Origin of the sequence: Paenibacillus sp. PSB04, assembly GCF_025809195.1 — a bacterium.
In the GTDB taxonomy this organism is placed as follows: domain Bacteria; phylum Bacillota; class Bacilli; order Paenibacillales; family Paenibacillaceae; genus Paenibacillus_AQ; species Paenibacillus_AQ favisporus.
Genome location: NZ_CP081301.1, coordinates 1,486,714 through 1,504,786, shown reverse-complemented (window position 1 = coordinate 1,504,786; position 18,073 = coordinate 1,486,714). Strand labels below are relative to the sequence as shown.

At 54.7% G+C, this 18,073-nt stretch carries 17 protein-coding genes and 8 tRNA genes; all 25 read right to left on the bottom strand.

Going from position 1 to position 18,073, the window contains the following annotated elements; genetic code table 11:
- Positions 1 to 39 precede the first annotated feature (39 nt).
- Positions 40 to 1,767, bottom strand: a complete 1,728-nt coding sequence (locus K2F33_RS07320; RefSeq protein ID WP_263881321.1) for a tetratricopeptide repeat protein — start codon at positions 1,765 to 1,767, stop codon at positions 40 to 42.
- Positions 1,768 to 2,345: 578 nt separating this feature from the next.
- Complete coding sequence (locus K2F33_RS07315) at positions 2,346 to 3,293, bottom strand: ribose-phosphate diphosphokinase (protein ID WP_263881320.1); 948 nt, start codon at positions 3,291 to 3,293, stop codon at positions 2,346 to 2,348.
- Positions 3,294 to 3,458: 165 nt separating this feature from the next.
- A complete protein-coding gene (gene hisJ / locus K2F33_RS07310; RefSeq protein WP_263881319.1) occupies positions 3,459 to 4,283 on the bottom strand; it encodes a histidinol-phosphatase HisJ in 825 nt (274 codons plus the stop codon).
- A 12-nt stretch (positions 4,284 to 4,295) separates the two neighbouring features.
- On the bottom strand, positions 4,296 to 4,997 hold the full coding sequence (hisIE, locus tag K2F33_RS07305; RefSeq protein WP_212984817.1) for a bifunctional phosphoribosyl-AMP cyclohydrolase/phosphoribosyl-ATP diphosphatase HisIE: 702 nt from the start codon (positions 4,995 to 4,997) through the stop codon (positions 4,296 to 4,298).
- On the bottom strand, positions 4,994 to 5,752 hold the full coding sequence (gene hisF / locus K2F33_RS07300; RefSeq protein WP_116233108.1) for an imidazole glycerol phosphate synthase subunit HisF: 759 nt from the start codon (positions 5,750 to 5,752) through the stop codon (positions 4,994 to 4,996). The genes hisIE and hisF overlap by 4 nt, the downstream gene beginning before the upstream one ends.
- 100 nt (positions 5,753 to 5,852) lie before the next feature.
- The gene (gene hisA / locus K2F33_RS07295; protein WP_076173188.1) at positions 5,853 to 6,593 is read right to left on the bottom strand and encodes a 1-(5-phosphoribosyl)-5-[(5-phosphoribosylamino)methylideneamino]imidazole-4-carboxamide isomerase; all 741 of its coding nucleotides are present in this window, start codon (positions 6,591 to 6,593) and stop codon (positions 5,853 to 5,855) included.
- A 44-nt stretch (positions 6,594 to 6,637) separates the two neighbouring features.
- Entirely contained in the window at positions 6,638 to 7,258 is a 621-nt protein-coding gene (hisH, locus tag K2F33_RS07290; RefSeq protein ID WP_076173189.1) for an imidazole glycerol phosphate synthase subunit HisH, read from the bottom strand.
- 2 nt (positions 7,259 to 7,260) lie between these two features.
- On the bottom strand, positions 7,261 to 7,863 hold the full coding sequence (gene hisB, locus K2F33_RS07285) for an imidazoleglycerol-phosphate dehydratase HisB (RefSeq protein WP_076173190.1): 603 nt from the start codon (positions 7,861 to 7,863) through the stop codon (positions 7,261 to 7,263).
- A gap of 3 nt (positions 7,864 to 7,866) precedes the next feature.
- Positions 7,867 to 9,162, bottom strand: a complete 1,296-nt coding sequence (gene hisD / locus K2F33_RS07280; RefSeq protein WP_263881318.1) for a histidinol dehydrogenase — start codon at positions 9,160 to 9,162, stop codon at positions 7,867 to 7,869.
- A 57-nt stretch (positions 9,163 to 9,219) separates the two neighbouring features.
- Positions 9,220 to 9,852: an ATP phosphoribosyltransferase gene (hisG, locus tag K2F33_RS07275; protein WP_076173192.1), complete on the bottom strand. Its 633-nt coding sequence runs from the start codon at positions 9,850 to 9,852 to the stop codon at positions 9,220 to 9,222.
- Between the two features lie 76 nt (positions 9,853 to 9,928).
- A complete protein-coding gene (locus K2F33_RS07270; protein ID WP_263881317.1) occupies positions 9,929 to 11,122 on the bottom strand; it encodes an ATP phosphoribosyltransferase regulatory subunit in 1,194 nt (397 codons plus the stop codon).
- A 205-nt stretch (positions 11,123 to 11,327) separates the two neighbouring features.
- Positions 11,328 to 11,867 (bottom strand): acyltransferase, encoded by a 540-nt coding sequence (locus K2F33_RS07265; RefSeq protein WP_116233113.1) that lies wholly within the window; start codon positions 11,865 to 11,867, stop codon positions 11,328 to 11,330.
- 7 nt (positions 11,868 to 11,874) lie between these two features.
- A complete protein-coding gene (gene ppaX, locus K2F33_RS07260) occupies positions 11,875 to 12,516 on the bottom strand; it encodes a pyrophosphatase PpaX (RefSeq protein WP_076173195.1) in 642 nt (213 codons plus the stop codon).
- Positions 12,517 to 12,523: 7 nt separating this feature from the next.
- The gene (lgt, locus tag K2F33_RS07255) at positions 12,524 to 13,555 is read right to left on the bottom strand and encodes a prolipoprotein diacylglyceryl transferase (RefSeq protein WP_089549417.1); all 1,032 of its coding nucleotides are present in this window, start codon (positions 13,553 to 13,555) and stop codon (positions 12,524 to 12,526) included.
- A 12-nt stretch (positions 13,556 to 13,567) separates the two neighbouring features.
- The gene (gene hprK, locus K2F33_RS07250; RefSeq protein ID WP_076173197.1) at positions 13,568 to 14,509 is read right to left on the bottom strand and encodes an HPr(Ser) kinase/phosphatase; all 942 of its coding nucleotides are present in this window, start codon (positions 14,507 to 14,509) and stop codon (positions 13,568 to 13,570) included.
- A gap of 187 nt (positions 14,510 to 14,696) precedes the next feature.
- Positions 14,697 to 15,821, bottom strand: coding sequence for an ABC transporter ATP-binding protein (locus K2F33_RS07245; RefSeq protein WP_076173198.1), 1,125 nt, complete (start codon positions 15,819 to 15,821; stop codon positions 14,697 to 14,699).
- A gap of 105 nt (positions 15,822 to 15,926) precedes the next feature.
- Positions 15,927 to 17,069 carry a PucR family transcriptional regulator gene (locus tag K2F33_RS07240; RefSeq protein ID WP_263881316.1) on the bottom strand — a complete coding sequence of 381 codons (1,143 nt, stop codon included), beginning with the start codon at positions 17,067 to 17,069 and terminating at the stop codon, positions 15,927 to 15,929.
- 155 nt (positions 17,070 to 17,224) lie between these two features.
- Positions 17,225 to 17,297, bottom strand: a tRNA-Lys gene (locus K2F33_RS07235).
- Between the two features lie 7 nt (positions 17,298 to 17,304).
- Positions 17,305 to 17,390, bottom strand: a tRNA-Tyr gene (locus tag K2F33_RS07230).
- A gap of 8 nt (positions 17,391 to 17,398) precedes the next feature.
- A tRNA-Phe gene (locus tag K2F33_RS07225) sits at positions 17,399 to 17,471 on the bottom strand.
- Between the two features lie 115 nt (positions 17,472 to 17,586).
- A tRNA-Asp gene (locus K2F33_RS07220) sits at positions 17,587 to 17,663 on the bottom strand.
- Between the two features lie 11 nt (positions 17,664 to 17,674).
- A tRNA-Thr gene (locus K2F33_RS07215) sits at positions 17,675 to 17,750 on the bottom strand.
- 6 nt (positions 17,751 to 17,756) lie between these two features.
- Positions 17,757 to 17,832, bottom strand: a tRNA-Val gene (locus K2F33_RS07210).
- 9 nt (positions 17,833 to 17,841) lie between these two features.
- Positions 17,842 to 17,918: transfer RNA gene (locus K2F33_RS07205), tRNA-Met, on the bottom strand.
- A 30-nt stretch (positions 17,919 to 17,948) separates the two neighbouring features.
- Positions 17,949 to 18,040: transfer RNA gene (locus K2F33_RS07200), tRNA-Ser, on the bottom strand.
- Positions 18,041 to 18,073 lie beyond the last annotated feature (33 nt).

Here is an 18,073-nt window from a genome sequence, read left to right as displayed (position 1 = left end):
AGAATTGCCTCCTTTTCGAACGGAAATGAATGGGTCTATTTAGATATTCTCCGTAAATGGCCGGAAAATATCATCGCTTTCTTCATCCAGTGAACATACGCTGTCGATCCGCTTGACGTTGCGGCTCACCGTGGAGACCGAAACGCCATAGCGCTGGGCCACCTCCTGGTAAGTCAGGGCGCGTCCGTGCTTCTTGGCCGTCAAGTATTCCAGAGCCGCCGACCAGCCCTCCACCTGCCTGATGAGAGGTGTCTCGGGATACAGCTTATTGATAAACTGGTGCCATAATTGCTGCACATGGTTTTTCTGTGCGCGGTCGGCCACCGTCTCCATGCTCTTCAGAGCCTTGTCGACGACGGACTGCAGCGTCCCGGTCCACTTGGGCAGACCCGCAGCCACTTCACGGTATGCCGCTGCCCCGACGGCCGTGCCAGGAAGTTCGGAGCTCTCAACCCCGAGCTCCCGAAGCACCCGGCGCGCTTCAGCTTTGAGCTCGCTCAGCACGTCCGGGTCTTCGAGGAAGGTCATCAGCGTCTCCTTGACTTCGTCATCAGCAATCCAGGCCAAGGCCCGGATGACCTGCAGCTTGGTACCGGAATCTCCGTACCGGAGCGCCCAGGAGAAGGAAGACCGGATCAGCGGGTTGTTCTTGATCTCCTCGGACATGCCTTCCCCGTCCTTCTCCCACCGCTTCAGCTGCTCTTCAAAGGGCAGATGATATTGATAGCTAAGCTTGACGCTTCCGCCAAAGCCCTCCTTCAGCTGGTCCAGATAAAACCGGGGAATTCCCGATTCCGGGTCCAGCTTCATGGCTGTGCTCCAGTAACGGGCCGCCTCCTTGCTTCTGCCGCTATTATAAGCGGCGACTGCTGTGTAATGGTAGAGGCTCGGATCATCGTTGAGCTCGTCATCCTTCAACAGCCGGCGGAAATGACCGTAGGCCGCTTCATGCCGGCCCAGAATCCCCATCGTCGTCGCAAGCTTGAATACATGTTCCTGATGAAAAGGAACCGTAACCTCCAGCACCCTCATCATGCCATCTAAAGCTTCAGTATCCCCTTCATGCTGGTAAAAAACCGCCAGGTTGCACAGTCCGTGCAAATTTCCCGGCTCCAGGGACAGTACTTCGCCGATGGTCTCCTTGGCTCTACGGAACAAGCCCATGTAATAATAAGCAAGGGACAGGTTGTTGCGCGCCGCAAGAAAGTCGGGGTCTTCCTTCACGATGCCTTCCAGCAGCTCGGCCGCCTGGGCAAACTTCCCTTCTTCCATCAGGGACCGCGCGCGCTCGTGCTCCACGATGCCCCCGCGGCTCTTGATCCGGCTCAGCTTGGTCGGCCGCTTCAGCTCATACTGAAGCAGCTCCATCATTTCTTCCGCTTCGTCCAAAAATTGCCCGGCCGGGTCCTCCTCCAAATACGTGACCAGTGCGCGTTCCGCTTCCTCAAAGTTCTCCATGTTGGCGTAATTGTTGGCCATATAGAAATAACACTCTGTCATGGTCGCATCCACATGCTCCAAAATGTGCGCAAGAACGGCGTTTGATCCTTCATAATCGCCCATCTCTGATAATATACCCGCCATATTGCAATGATTCACCGGATTTTCCGGTTCATATTCAACAGCTTTGCGAAAATATTTTAATGCCTTATCGTATCGGTGCCGATCCAGAGACCGAACCGCTCGTTCAAAAAAGAAATTGGCATCCATTTGAATGGGTATTACTTTTTGGTGTAGGTCCTCCGCCCGCAGATGATAATCGTTCATTCCTAAGCAAGGCACCTCCTTGATTGCTGGATAGAACGAACTGAAGCCACCGCTTCGCCCCTCTGGAATCAGAGAGTACATACGCCGAACTTTAAGTTCAATCTATCCAGAACAGTATACCATAAGATGCAAGGGGCATCTAAGCCATAATCTACTATAAGAAAAAACACCCATCGACGTAATTCTCAGGAGCCAGGCCACGTTTAGCGGTAGTTTTTCTTGCGATATAAGGGGGCAGCATCTTTGAAGCTTAAACTTTCTTATATCTAAAGAAAAATGTACACCGGTGCACTTTCTAAGATGACAGACCACGTTTAGCGGTAGTTTTTCTTGCGATATAAGGGGGCCAGCATCTTTGAAGCTTAAACTTTCTTATATCTAAAGAGAAATCTACAATCGAGGTTTATTCAAGGAAGCCAGACCGCGTTTAGCGGAAATTTCTCTTGCGATATAAGGAGGCCCGTTTCTTCAAAGCTAATCCTTTCTTATATCTAAAGAAAAGTGTACGTCGACGTAAATTCATTGAAGACAGACCGCGTTCATCCCCCCGCGTAAGCGCAAAAAGACCCCGGGGCAGCTTATACCCCGGCGTCCTTGAATAAAGTGGCGATCGACCCGCCCTCGATAATAATCCGTGTGGCCCGCGCCAGCATCGGCGCAATCGTCAAGATGTGCAGCTTCTCCGGCCGCGCTTCCGGGATGGCGATCGAATCCGTCACCACGATCTCCCGGATATGGGGATGATCGAGCCGCTGCAGCGCGTCGCCCGAGAACAGGCCGTGCGTGGCGCATACAATCGCCTCGAACGCCCCGCGCTCCTTCAGGCCCTCGACCACATTGACGATCGTCGATCCCGTATCGATCAAGTCCTCGATGATGATCGGCGTCCGTCCCTTCACATCGCCGATGACATGCGTAATGACGGACTCATTATGCGCAGGTCTCTTCTTGATCATGATCGCGAACGGAGAATCGAGGTGATTCGCCAGCTTCTCCGCGGTGGACGCCCTTCCGGCGTCCGGCGACACGATGACCGGCCGGTCGATTTGAAGCGATTTCAAGTGAGCGCTGATGAGGTCCAGCGCCGTGAGATGGTCGACGGGAATATTAAAAAAGCCCTGAATAGCAGGTGCATGCAAATCAACAGTAATGACCCGGTTCGCCCCGGCCGTCGTCAGCACGTCCGCCACCATTTTGGCCGTAATCGGTTCACGCGGTGCAGACTTGCGTTCCTGGCGGGCATACCCGTAGTAAGGAACGATAATGTTCACCGTACGGGCCGAAGCCCGCTTGGCCGCGTCAATCATGACCAGCAGCTCGACGAACAGTTCATTAATAGGGTGAGACAGGGACTGCACGAGGAAGACGTCGCAGTTGCGGATGCTTTCCTCATAGTTCACATAGATTTCCCCGCTCTTGAAACGGGAAAGCTTAACGCTGCCCAGCTCCGCACCCAGCATGTCGCAAATTTTTTCAGCTAGAACAGGATTCGATGATCCGGAAAAAATACGCAGCTTATGTTGCATACGACCCTCCTGATAACCCGTCTTCTATACTTAGATTATACATCGGTTCGCTCCCGGAATGAAATCGCGCCGATGAGTCCGGCGGAAAAAATGTTTCCGTCCTTATCATCGGCGCCACTTCAGACGGCCCTGAGCCTGCAGCAAACCGTACACTTACAAGCCTGCTTATACTTCCAACGGAATCCGGCTGCGCTTCCGCCCTTCGAAAACAACGAGTTCACGGAAACCAACCTCCCAGAGCATATTCCGGGCGGCTTCCAAATTCTCGCCCAGCTTGAGCGGATCATGAGCGTCTGAGCCCACCGTGAGCGGAATGCCCAACCGGTATGCCTCCTCCAGCATGCGCCGGGACGGGAACATTTCCGCGCAGGGCTTGGACAATCCCGACGCATTCAGCTCCATTGCTACCCCGCTGGCCGCGACAGCGGCAAGGGCGGCGTTTTCCAGCGCTTCTACTTCCCTTGTCGCCTCAGGGCCTGGATGGTATCCGAACCGCTTGATCACGTCCAGATGGCCCATAATGTCGTAAAAGCCGGTGGCAGCCGCCTTTTTCACCGCATCATAATACGTTTCGTATACCTTCAGGACATCCTTGCCTTCCCAGCCTTGCACCTGACGGTGGTCCGTAATGTCCCATTCGCCCAAAAAGTGTACCGAGCCAATAATGTAATCCCAAGGGTATGCGTTTACGATCTTCTCAATTTCCGCCTCATAGCCCTCGATATAGTCGCCCTCCAGGCCGACCCGAATGTCGATTTGGCCGCGGTAGCGCTCCTTCAACGACAAGCACTCCTCCACATATCGCGGAAGCTCCTCCATCGGCATCGCCATCTCCGGGTAATACGAAGCCGGGTCCACATGAAGCAGCGGCATATGGTCGGACAAACCGATCTGTCCCAGCCCGATGTCAACCGCGCGGCGCACATATTCCTCGAGCTCGCCTACGGCGTGGCCGCACCGGACATGGTGGGTATGGTAATCGATGTACATAGCGGTTTCTCCCTAATCCCGGCGGGGACGCTCGTGGCGGCGGTCCAGCTCGGCCATGATATCATCCAGGGGCAGCTTGCGTTCCTGCAGCAGCACCAGAAGGTGATAGATCAGATCGCTGACCTCAAGGCGCAGCTCGTCGTTGTCCTTGTTTTTGGCTGCGATGATCGTCTCGGCGGTTTCCTCGCCGACCTTTTTCAGAATTTTATCGACGCCTTTGTCAAAAAGATAGGTCGTATACGCGCCTTCCGGACGCTCCTTCTCGCGTTCCGCGATCACCTGCTCGAGCTCCTCCAGCACCGCAAAGCGGTGTCTTCCTTCGCCCGCCGCACCGACCCCTTCGGCCGATTGCTCCTGTCCCGGAACGGCAATGCCGCGGTAAAAGCACGTTTCCTCGCCGGTATGGCATGCCGGACCCTTCGGATGGACAAGGAACAGCAGCGTATCCCCGTCGCAGTCATAGCTGGCGGACACAATGCGCTGAGTGTTGCCCGATGTCGCTCCCTTGTTCCACAGCTCCTGCCGCGAGCGGCTCCAGAACCAGGTCTCCCCGGTTTCGATCGACCGCTTGAGCGATTCTTCGTTCATATAAGCCATCATCAGCACATTACGCGTCGTGGCGTCCTGAATAATAGCGGGTACGAGGCCGGCCTCGTCATAACGGATTTGCCCCTGCACCTGCTCCAGGGAGAATTGCTGTATGTTGCTGCTCATCGGATTTCAACCCCTTTTTGCTTTAAGTCCTGCTTTAATTCCGGTATCGATATTTCCTTATAGTGAAAAATGGTAGCTGCCAAGCCCGCATCCGCCTTCCCCTGCGTGAAGACTTCGGCAAAATGCTCCTTCGTCCCCGCGCCGCCTGAAGCGATCACCGGAATCCGGACAGCGTCCGCGACCGCCGCGGTGAGAGGAAGGTCAAAGCCGTCCTTCGTGCCGTCAGCGTCCATGCTCGTCAGCAAAATCTCTCCCGCTCCGAGGGCTTCCGCTTCCTTCACCCAGTTCAGCGCCCGGATGCCAGTGGCTTTCCGTCCGCCGTGCGTGTAGACCTCCCACTCACCCCAAGCCTCGTTATACTTGGCGTCTACAGCCACGACGATACACTGTGAGCCGAACCGGCGCGCCCCTTCCGATACGAGCTGGGGATTCAGGACGGCCGCCGTGTTGATGCCGATTTTGTCCGCGCCTGCGCGCAGAATCCGCTTCATGTCATCGACATGGGAAATGCCGCCGCCTACCGTGAACGGAATCGCGATTTCCCCTGCGGTTTGCCGCACGACCTCCACCATGGTGGCGCGTCCTTCCACCGACGCCGAAATGTCCAGGAATACCAGCTCATCCGCGCCTTCCTTGTCGTACAGCGCCGCGAGTTCCACCGGATCGCCCGCGTCCCGCAAATTTTCAAAATTAACACCCTTCACCACACGGCCGTCCTTAACGTCCAGGCAGGGAATGATTCGTTTTGCCAGCATGGGCCTCGCTCCCTCTCTTTTCGTGCTCACATGGTAGTCTGACTACCGTTTATCCCTTTATATCTGCAAAAGAGAGCTTCCGCTCTCTCTATCCTCACACTTATGCTTGTTCAGCGATCCGCCGCAGCGCATCCGCAAGCTGAATGCTGCCCGTGTACAACGCCTTTCCGACGATAGCTCCGCCCACGCCGTCGCCGCGGTGTCCGCTGAGGTTCAGCAGGTCCTCGGTGACCGTCACGCCGCCCGAAGCGATCACGGTGCGTCCGCTGGCTTTGGCCAGTGACACGATGGCCTCGATGTTCGGCCCCTGCATCATGCCGTCGCGGGAGATATCGGTGAAGATGAATGTTTCCGCTCCTTTGGCCGCCAGCTCTTTAGCCAGTTCCTCTGCCTTAACCTCCGATGTCTCCAGCCAGCCGCGGGTCGCCACATAACCGTTCCGCGCATCGATTCCGATTGCCACGCGGTCTCCGTAAGTGCCGAGCACCGCCTCAGTAAAGGCGCGGTCCTCGATCGCCGCCGTGCCGATAATGACCCGGCTCACGCCAAGGCCAAGCAGGCGCTTCACGTCATCCAGGGTGCGCAGTCCGCCCCCGACTTGAACGGGGACTTGAACGCCTTTGGCAATGGCTCCAATGACCTCGTCGTTCACCGGGCGTCCTGCCTTGGCGCCGTCCAGATCCACCAAATGAATATACGCACCGCCCTGTGCTTCCCAAGCCTTGGCCGCCTCGAGCGGGCTGTCGTTATATACCGTTTCCTGATTGTAATCCCCTTGAACCAGCCGTACGCACTTGCCTCCGCGAATATCGATGGCCGGATAAATGATAAATGAAGACATCGTTCTCCCCGCTTTCCTGTTATTCCACGCCGGTCAAGAAGGCGTTAGACCTTCGCTCCCGTCAGCCGCAAAAAGCTGCGCAGCAGCTGCACGCCCAGCTCACCGCTTTTCTCCGGATGAAACTGCATGCCATACACCGACCCCCGGCCCACGATCGCGGTCACCGGACGGCCGTAATCCGTTACCGCCAGCAAATCGGCGGGTTCGTCCGGCAGCACATGGTACGAGTGGACGAAGTATACATGGCCCTCCGTAAGGCCGCTGAAGAGCGGACTTTCCTTTTGCACAAAGTCCAGCCGGTTCCAGCCCATGTGCGGCACCTTCAGCTCCCCGTCAGGGAAGCGAACCACCCGACCCGGCAAGATGTTGAGCCCTTCGTGATGGCCATGCTCCTCGCTGCTGCCAAACAGCAGCTGCATGCCGAGGCAGATGCCGAGCAGCGGCTTGCCGCCCTCAGCGGCCTCTTGAACTACCCGGTCAAGCCCGGTTTCGCGCAGGTGCTCCATCGCGTCGCCAAACGCGCCAACGCCGGGCAGGATGACGCCGTCAGCCCCAAGAATGGCTTCGCGGTCGCCCGTCACAAGCGCCTCGGTGCCGAGACGTTCGACGGCCTTGCTGACGCTGTGCAGGTTGCCCATGCCGTAATCCACAATGGCGATCGTCACGGTTACAGCACTCCCTTCGTTGATGGAACCCCCGTAACCCGCGGATCGATGCTGGTCGCCTCATCCAGTGCGCGCCCCAGCGCCTTGAACACCGCTTCGATCATGTGGTGCGTGTTCTGGCCATAATGAACGATGACATGCAGCGTGATGCGTGCCTCCAGCGCCAGCTTCCACAGAAACTCATGCACCATTTCGGTGGAGAAGCTTCCGACTTGGCTGGAAGGATACTCCGCCCGGTACTCGAAATGCGGTCGGTTGCTCACGTCGATCACGACCTGCGCGAGCGCCTCGTCCATCGGAATGAACACGTTCGCGTAGCGCTTGATGCCCTTTTTATCGCCGAGGGCTTCCCTTAATGTATGGCCGAGGCAGATGCCGATGTCCTCCACCGTATGGTGGTCGTCAATTTCGATATCGCCTTTGGCCTTCACTTTCAAATCAAACTGGCCGTGCTTCGTAAACAGGTCCAGCATATGGTTCAGAAAAGGCACATCCGTTTCCAGTTCGGATACCCCGGTGCCATCTACGCCAAACGTCAGCTGAATGTCGGTCTCGTTCGTTTTGCGGCTGATGCTTGCACGGCGTTCGCTGCTTTGATTAGTCATGTTCTAGTCTCTCCCTTCGATTTCGCGTTTCAGCCGGACTTCAATGGCCCGGGCATGCGCTTCCAGCCCCTCGCCGCGCGCCAGTTCCATAATCGCTTCGCCGTTTTTCAGGAGCGCTTCCTTGCTGTAGTAGATCATGCTGGACTTTTTAATAAAATCATCGACATCGACCGGCGAAGAAAACCGGGCCGTGCCGTTTGTCGGAATGATGTGGTTGGGCCCGGCAAAATAGTCCCCTACCGGCTCGGAGCTGTATGCTCCGAGAAAAATTGCCCCGGCATTCTCGATCAGCCCGACAATCGCCATCGGATCCTGGACCATCAGCTCCAGGTGCTCCGGCGCCAGCCGGTTGACGACCGATATGCCTTCCTTCAGCGACTCCACCACGATGATGGCTCCGTAGCCCTCCACCGAAGCCGCCGCGATATCCCGGCGGGGCAGGCTCTCCAGCTGCCGCTTCACCTCGGCAGCGACCGCGTCCGCCAGCTGCCGCGAAGGTGTCACCAGAATCGCGGACGCCATCTCGTCATGCTCGGCCTGGGACAACAGGTCGGCCGCCACGAATTCGGGGTCGGCCTGCTCGTCGGCCAGCACGACGATTTCGCTCGGCCCGGCGATGCTGTCGATGTCGACCGCACCGTACACTTCCCGCTTGGCCAGCGCGACATAAATATTGCCCGGCCCGCAGATCTTATCCACCGGCGCGATCGTCTCCGTGCCGTACGCCAGTGCCGCGATGGCCTGGGCGCCGCCAACCCGGTAAATTTCATGGACGCCGGCTTCCGCGGCCGCCACCAGAATATACGGGTTGATGCCCTCTTTTCTGCCCGTCGCCGGCGGTGTCACCATGGCAATCTCCGGAACGCCCGCCACCTGGGCCGGAATGACATTCATCAGCACGGACGACGGATAGGCCGCTTTCCCGCCCGGCACATAGACGCCGACCCGCTTCAGCGGACGGATGATTTGCCCCAAGATGCTGCCGTCAGGCTGCAGATCCATCCAGGAGTTTCTTTTCTCTCTCTCGTGGAACGCGCGAATGTTGCGCGCCGCAGCCGAAATCGCTTCGACGAACGATGGCTCAACCTTTGTGTAGGCCGCCTTCAGCTCCTCTTCGGTCACGCGCAGGCCCGATGCCGTCAGCTTCGTGCGGTCGAGCTCTTCCGTGTACCGGAGCAGCGCTGCATCGCCCTCCTGCTTTACGTCCTGCACGATCCGTTTGGCGGCTGCATTTTGCTCCGGCGTGCCGTACTCGACCTCCCGCCGCAGATCAAAATCCTCAACCGGTACGATTTTCATCCCATTCTCCCCCTCTGCTATCCCTTCGCCATCCACTCTGCTTGGCTTTATCCCGAACTATTCCGAAGCGGAAATCACTTTCTGAAGCCGGTCACAGAGCGACTGGATTTGCCCGTTCTTCATCCGGTAGCTCACCCGGTTGGCCACCAGACGGCTCGTTATTTCAAAGATGCTGTTCATTTCCACCAAACCGTTTTCCCGCAGCGTCTGCCCGGTTTCCACCATATCGACAATCCGGTCGGAAAGCCCGATCAACGGCGCAAGCTCGATGGAGCCATTCAGCTTGATCACCTCGACCTGCTGCCCCTGCTCGCGGAAGTACTGCGACGCCACGTTCGGGTACTTCGTTGCCACGCGCTGCTGAATGCCCGGCTTCCAGTCGGGCAGACCGATCACGGACATCCGGCATCTGGCGATACCTAAGTCCAGCAGCTCGTAGACATCGCGGTTTTCTTCCATCAGTACGTCCTTGCCGACGATGCCGATGTCCGCGGCGCCGTATTCCACGAAGGTCGGCACATCCACCGGTTTGGCCAGAATGAATTCCATGTCCAGCTCCGGCAGCGGAATGACCAGTTTGCGCGACTCATCGACCTCTTCCGGGATCGGAAGACCGGCTTCACGGAACAATGCCGACGCTTTTTTATAGATCCGCCCTTTCGGCATCGCCACTTTTAAAGTTTCTGCCAACGTTCTCCCTCCTGCTTCTAATGTTGATCTATCTCATTCACTGTTTATGTCTTTCTAATCCTGCCCCAGGTTCCCTTTACCCCAAGCTCCCGCCAAAAGTGAAAACCTCTCCATAAGCTTGGCTGGTCGCCCCTGGTTGCGCTGCATCCGGGCCGGTATGATCTCCGTCGATCAACAGCGTAACAACCGATTGTCCCTGCGCACGAAGCCTCGCAGCCTCCGCCAGGCCTTCCTTGCGATGAGCTGCGTCATAACGGACGAGAACAGGCAGCACAGCCGCTTCCTGCACGCCGTTGACGCCATCCAGAATACGGTTCGTTTTCAGCGCGAATCCCGTCGCCGGAACGTCCCGTCCAAACTGCTTCAGCAGATTGTTGTACCGTCCGCCGCTGCAGACCGGGAAGCCAAGCTCGGAGGCGTAGCCTTCAAACGTCATTCCTGTATAATAGGAAAAGTCTCCGATCATCGTCAGATCGATAAGCACGTGCTCCGACACGCCATACGCCTCCAGCACCTCCCATACTTTGCACAAATGGCTGATGGATGCTCTTGCGAGCGGATGACCGCTCAGCTCCAGCGCCTGATCGCAAATTTCCTGGCCTCCGCGCAGACGGAGAAGTCCTTCGAGCCAGTTCCGCTGTTCATCCGTTACACCCAGCTCGCTGATCGTTTTACGGAAACCGACGAAGTCGCGGCTGAGCAGGCCCTCTTTCAGTGATTGCTGAGCTTCGGTTGATCCCGGGAGGATTTCATCAAACAACCCGTTGAGAAACCCGACGTGGCCCATGGCAATTTTAAAAGAGGACACTCCTGCCGCCTTCAAAGATTCGATGGCCAGCGCCACGACCTCGGCATCCGCTTCGGGTGAATCGTCACCGACGAGCTCGACACCGGTCTGAAAAAATTCCGCTTCCCGTCCGGCTTCTTCCTCAATGGCCCGGAACACGTTCGCGTGGTAAGACAGCCGGATGGGCAGAGGCTCTTCCTTCAGCAGCGACGAGACCACCCGGGCGATCGGAGCCGTCATATCCGAACGAAGCACCAGTGTGGTACCCCGGTTATTCAACAATTTAAACAGCTTGCGGTCCGACGTGGAGCTTGCCACGCCTACCGTATCGTAATATTCCATCGTCGGCGTCATGATTTGCCGGTAACCCCAGCGGCTCATGCAGTCAAGCACGTCGCGCTCGATCCGGCGCAGCTTGGAGACCGCATAAGGCACATAATCGCGGACGCCTGAAGGCTTTTCAAAACCTTTCGGCTTGGTCACGTCCCATCACCTCGAACAGTTATATTTCTTCATCACGTTAAAGTGCTACCATACTACCAAAGTAAAGAATAATGGCTATATTAACATGAAAAGGCAGATTCGTCAATTGCCATACGTTTCACTTCCGTGCACTTGCCTCGGCTTGATACAAAAAAAACATTCAAAATCCAAGCTTTTGAATGTTTTCGTATGTGCGGCGCTGCCTTTATTCATCCGATGCCGGCACGGACGAGGAATGCGCCTCCTCCTCCGTTTTCGAATCCGAACGTCTCAGCTCGCGCAGCGGGTTTCCGCCGACAAAGGCACCCGCCGGCACGCTCTTGTGAACGACGGACCCGGCGGCAATGACAGCGCCGTCTCCAATCGTGACTCCCGGCAAAATGGTCGTATTCGCTCCGATCAGCACATTGCTGCCGATCAGGACTTGTCCCAGCCGGTATTCCTTAATCAGATATTCGTGGGCGAGAATCGTCGTGTTGTACCCGATCACCGAATTGTCCCCGATCGTAATGTTCTCTGGAAAGAACACATCCACCATGACCATCAAACCGAATGCGGCATGCTCTCCCACCTTCATCCCTAGCAGGTGCCGGTAGATCCAATTCTTTAGCGGAAGAATCGGGCAGTACCGGGCCGCCTGTATACATATGAAATTTTTAACCCCTTTCCAAGGGCTGACCGTTCTATAGATTTGCCACAGCGCGTTCGGGCCTTCGACCGGGTAACGGGTCACGTTTCTGCTCACAATCGCCTTACTCCTGTTCCACCAAGGAATATAAATCGGTCATATCATGCAGTATGTAATCCGGATTATACTCGCGGAGCACCTTCTCGCCTTTCAGCGACCAAGCGACCCCTGCAGACCGGGCGCCTGCCGCCTTGGCGGATTGAATATCCACCGGGCTGTCCCCGACCATCAGCGTTGCTGCCGGATCCGCTCCAAGCTGGCTGATGGCCATCAGCACCGGCTCCGGATGCGGTTTGGGATGCTCGACGTCCATCACCGTTACAATCGCCTTCATATACTTGTCCAGCCCGAACATCTCCAGCACGCGGAACGTGCCCGGCTTGTTTTTGGTGGTCACAACCCCCATTGTAATGCCGCGCCGGTCCAGTTCCTTGATTACCTCCAGCACATGCGGAAAAGGCTGTACCATCTCGTCGTGATGAGCGTCGTTATACGTTCTGTAAGCCTGGTGAAAATGGGTCACATCCTCGCTCCCCGAGAAAAACTGGAGCTGCTGCTCCAGCGTCATCCCCATTTTTGGAATGATCACTTCCCGGGTCAAGGGAGTCGGCACATGCTTCTCCAGTACATGCATAAACGAGCTGATAATCAATTCATTCGTATCAATAATCGTTCCGTCCAAATCAAACAGTACGGTATCTATCATGCTGTCGTTACTCCTTTTTGTCCTCCACTACGGCGTTCTCCTCGCGGTGCTCAGGGGTAGCAACGGGTTCTACTTTAGCATCATGATCCAGCGCGGTTGCTTCCGGCACCGTATCTTTCGGCGCTTTCGTCGAGACGATCGGATCCAGATAGTGCTCCTTCGCCTGACCAGTTGTACGGCGCACAATAATCAATACAATGGCGACGACGATAATCAGGATGGCCAGGAGCTGGGAAATGCGGACATTTCCGTAATTCGGGTCAAGCGCACCGTGCTCGAATCCCATCCACTCCATCGGTTTCCACAAACCGTTAACCATCGATGCCAGCCATTCCGGACCCTTAAAAGCAAGGCTGTCCGTCCGCAGTCCTTCGATAAAGAACCGCCCGATCGAGTACCAAATAAAATAAGAAAGGAACAATTCAGCCGCGCGCAAAAACTTTTGACGACGGAGAATAAACAAAATGATGATGCCCACCAAGCTCCATAACGATTCGTACAGGAAGGTCGGATGGTGGTAAACGCCCTCGACGTTCATTTGGTCTACGATAAAAGCAGGCAAATGCAGATTGTTCCGCAGGAAAAACTCATTCACCGGACCGCCGTACGCTTCCTGGTTCACATAGTTACCCCAGCGACCGATCATTTGCCCCGTAAGCAGGCTGGGTGCACAAATGTCGGCAATGCGCCAGAAGTTGTACCCTCTGTAACGGAAATAGATGATGGCGCAAATGATCGCTCCGATCAGCGCACCGTAAATGGCGATCCCGCCGTTCCATATTTTAAAAATGTCCAGCAGGTTGTTCTTGTAATCGTCCCACATGAAGGCCACGAAATAGATCCGCGCCCCGATAATAGCCGACGGGACTCCCAGCAGCAGCAAGTCCATGAAAAATTCAGGCATAATGCCGAATCTTCTGCCTTCCCGGATGGCCAGGAGGAGGCCAACCAGCGCCCCCAAGCCCAGGATCAGACCGTACCAGTGAACCGACAGGGATCCAATCGAGAAAGCGATCGGATTAATTAGCAATGTAGCCATGTATCCACTCTCCTAGTCCATATCATCCATATCTTCTGCAATGGTGGCTGTGAGCTTATTCGTAAACTGCAGGGCCGCATTCAGACCCATTTGCTTCAGCCGGTAATTCATGGCCGCCACTTCGATGATGACCGCAAGGTTACGTCCCGGACGTACCGGAATGGTCACGAGAGGAATGTCGGTATCGATGATTTTGGTCGTTTCTTCATCCAGCCCTAGCCGGTCGTACTGTTTATCCTGCTGCCAGGCCTCAAGCTTGACGACAAGCGTAATTCGTTTGTTGTTCCGGATTGCTCCGGCTCCGAACAAGGTCATGACGTTGATGATCCCGACGCCACGGATCTCCAGCAGATGGCGAATCAGCTCAGGAGCCGAACCGTGCAGCTGAAAGTCCGAGGTCTGCCGGATTTCCACCGCATCATCAGCGATCAGCCGGTGGCCCCGTTTGACCAATTCCAGTGCGGTTTCACTCTTCCCGATGCCGCTGCTGCCAGTAATCAGCATGCCTACCCCATAGACGTCGCACAGTACGCCATGAATGGTAGTGGTCGGCGCCAGCTTTCTCTCCAGAAAGCCGGTAATCCGGCTGGACAGGATGGTCGTCGCCATATTGCTCCGCAGGATGGGCAGGTTCTTTTCCTGGCTAAAATGGATCAATTCCTCGGGCACTTCCAACCCTCTCGTGACAACAATACAAGGGGTTTCCTCGCTGCTGCACAGGCGCTCCATCCGTTCTTTCCGTTCTTCTGCCGTAAGCATGGCAAAAAAGGCCAGCTCCGTTCGTCCCAGCAGCTGCACCCGTTCCTCAGGATGATATTCAAAATAACCTGCCATTTCCAGACCCGGTCTGTTTAAATCGTCTGTCGTGATGGCCCGTCTTAGGCCGTGTTCCCCTGAAATGACCTCCAGCTGAAATTGCTGGACCAATTCAGATACTCTTACTTTCTTAGCCATTTCACGTCTCCCTTTCTATCAGCTGGCTCTTCTGTCAGCCGACTGCCGCCGGTCAAACCATGAATTTTCTAATGTACCCATCGTAAATGATATTTCCTATGAATGCAATGTCAGCCGCCTATTCGCTCCAAATACAAAAGAGCCGCCCGAAAGGGCGGCTCTTCATCTTCAGGCATTCCGCCTGGAATTAGTCAGCCAACAATACGTTCAGCTCAGACTCTTTGTCGAAGATATGAATTTTGTTCATGTCGACAGCCAAACGAGCGCTGTTGCCTTCACGAGTCGTCGAACGTCCGTCTACACGGGCGATAACGGTGTCGTTACCCAATCCGCTCAGGTAGAGGAGCATTTCGTGACCAAGGTTTTCTGTTACGTCTACATGGGCCGTGAAGATCGTATTCGGAGAAGCTTCCAAGAATACAGGCTCTTCATGAATATCTTCCGGACGAACGCCCATGATCACTTCTTTGCCGATGTAGCCTTTGCTCTTCAGGATTTGCGCTTTACCGCCTGGAACTTCTACGTCAAGTCCTTGGGATTTGAAGCGTACAGAACCGTTGGACTCGCTGAGTGTTCCGTTAATAAAGTTCATGGTAGGCGATCCGATAAAGCCGGCAACAAACAGGTTGTTTGGATTGTTGTACAGCTCTTCCGGAGAAGCGGCTTGTTGAATAATGCCGTCCTGCATAACCACGATACGGTCACCCATCGTCATGGCTTCCGTCTGGTCATGTGTTACGTAGATACAAGTGGTTTCAAGGCGTTTCACCAGTTTCGTGATTTCCGCACGCATCTGACCACGAAGTTTAGCGTCCAAGTTGGAAAGCGGTTCGTCCATCAGGAAGACTTGAGGATCACGCACGATCGCACGTCCCAAGGCAACACGCTGACGTTGACCACCGGAAAGAGCTTTTGGCTTACGATCCAGCAAATGCTCGATATCGAGGATTTTCGCAGCTTCACGTACACGTTTATCAATTTCATCCTTTTTCACTTTACGCAGCTTCAGACCAAAGGCCATGTTTTGGTATACGTTCATGTGTGGATACAAAGCGTAAGACTGGAACACCATCGCGATATCGCGGTCTTTAGGAGCTACATCGTTCACGACACGGTCGCCAATGTAAAGTTTACCGTCAGAGATTTCTTCCAGACCGGCGATCATACGAAGCGTCGTAGATTTACCGCAACCGGAAGGACCTACCAACACCAGAAACTCCTTATCCTTGATATCAAGGTTGATATCCATAACTGTTGCTTTGTCAGAACCCGGATACTTTTTGAAAATATGCTCTAAACGTACACCTGCCATGTGAATTTGCCCCCTTAGTGTATAGTTATGAAATCGAATACATTATGATAGTTATATATTACCCAACATCTCGCAGACTGGCTATACACAATCTGCACAAAAAACCTATTTTCTTTTCGTCACTTTATACAATAGCATCGTCAGCTTCACCAAAACCGCGTCCCCAAAGCTTCTAACGTCCAGATTAGTCTCTTGTTTGATCTTATCGAGCCGGTATAAAAGAGTGTTCCGGTGAATATATAGTCGCTTCGCCGTCTCGCTGACATTGCAGTCGAGCTGAAAGAAAGTCTCCAGTGTCGACAACGTCTCGTTGTCGCTGAACAATACGCCGTGGTCTCCTGCCTGTTCGAGAAAGCGGCGGCGCTGCTCCATCGGGATGCTGTAGATTAAACGCTCCAGCAGCAGCTCCCATGGGAAGTGAACATGCTCCGACACATGAAACGTCCTTCCCAAGAAAATGGTTTCCCGAAGCATGCCTACCGTGCCCGGCAGTGACTTCAAGGGGATGAACGAAGGCGCGGCGGATAGATGAAAAGCACCAACCCATTCGCTTGCAATCAGCTCATAGAGCCCCATACAGAACGCGGAGAGCATGTCTGTTTCCGATTCGCCGTTATCCTCTTCTTTCTCGTCATTACTGCCGGCCACCAGTTCTTTTCTGGCCAAGATGAGCCACTCGTTGTCGCGGAGAGCCGCAAGCACCACCTCTCCATCGAAGTAGCTGCGCAGCAGCTTTTTCAGCTGGCTCCCCTTAACATCGGAGGCATGGATACTCTCACAAGTCAGTAAAAAGGGAGTCATCTCTGCGGAAAGCAGACGTTTTAGTTCCAAATCGTCAGGCAATTCGGCATCGTCGTGTCCCAGGTCGAGCTGCTCTTGAATCCATTGACTTAGTCTCAGGAGATCCCGTTCCTCATCGCCCTGGGCTTCCACGGCATCACCTGTTTGCTCTCTTACCGCAGACAGCAGTACACCGATCAAGCGGGATACTTCATCATTGACCAGCTCAGAACTGGCTTCAATTACGTGTACCCGCCCGTTCTTGATAAACAGCGGGAACCAAACCTTGTCCTCCACCATCACCACATCCTGGAGGCTTCTATGCTCGGTCTGCTTCCCTTTCTTCGAAGAAGCCTTGCTGGATACCGAAACGGGTAAATAAACCGCCTCCGACTGCTGTTTGCTCAGCTCCTTGATATGTAACGTTCCGCCTACGACCTGCTCCAGCTTGCTTCGTAATGTTTCCATCTCCACCATTGATGTCATCCACCACTTTGCCATTTTTATTAATCATCTTACCATATTCCTATATAAAATCGAAAACCACACTTCTTATGCACACCAGATCGTCAGGCCATAAAAGACAAAAAGACCATCAACCGAAAGGTTAATGGTCTTTGTGATGAGCCATGAAGGACTCGAACCTTCGACACCCTGATTAAAAGTCAGGTGCTCTACCAACTGAGCTAATGGCTCTTACAACTGGTGGAGGCTGATGGATTCGAACCACCGAACTCGTACGAGAACAGATTTACAGTCTGCTGCGTTTGGCCACTTCGCTAAGCCTCCATATAAGGTGGCTCGGGACGGAATCGAACCGCCGACACGAGGATTTTCAGTCCTCTGCTCTACCGACTGAGCTACCGAGCCATACATGCAAAAATAAAGCGGGTGATCTTAATCTTCCCACTTTACGCTGTGGAAATTCACTATGCAATACATCATCTTCAATCTATATCAAGCATATAGATGAAGTAAATAATAATGGCGGGACCGACGGGATTCGAACCCGCGGTCTCCTGCGTGACAGGCAGGCATGTTAGGCCTCTACACCACGGTCCCGCATTATTAGATGGTGCCGGCGAGAGGACTTGAACCCCCAACCTACTGATTACAAGTCAGTTGCTCTACCAATTGAGCTACACCGGCATATGATGGTGGAGGCTGAGGGGATCGAACCCCCGACCCTCTGCTTGTAAGGCAGATGCTCTCCCAGCTGAGCTAAGCCTCCAGGTATGTATGGTAGCGGCGGAGGGGATCGAACCCCCGACCTCACGGGTATGAACCGTACGCTCTAGCCAGCTGAGCTACGCCGCCATACTAAAACTTGCTAAGATGTGATTCAAATGGCGGAGAGAGAGGGATTCGAACCCTCGCACCGCTTACGCAGTCTAACCCCTTAGCAGAGGGTCCCCTTATAGCCACTTGGGTATCTCTCCAAGCATAACCTCGGTATACAAAATGTATAGCCA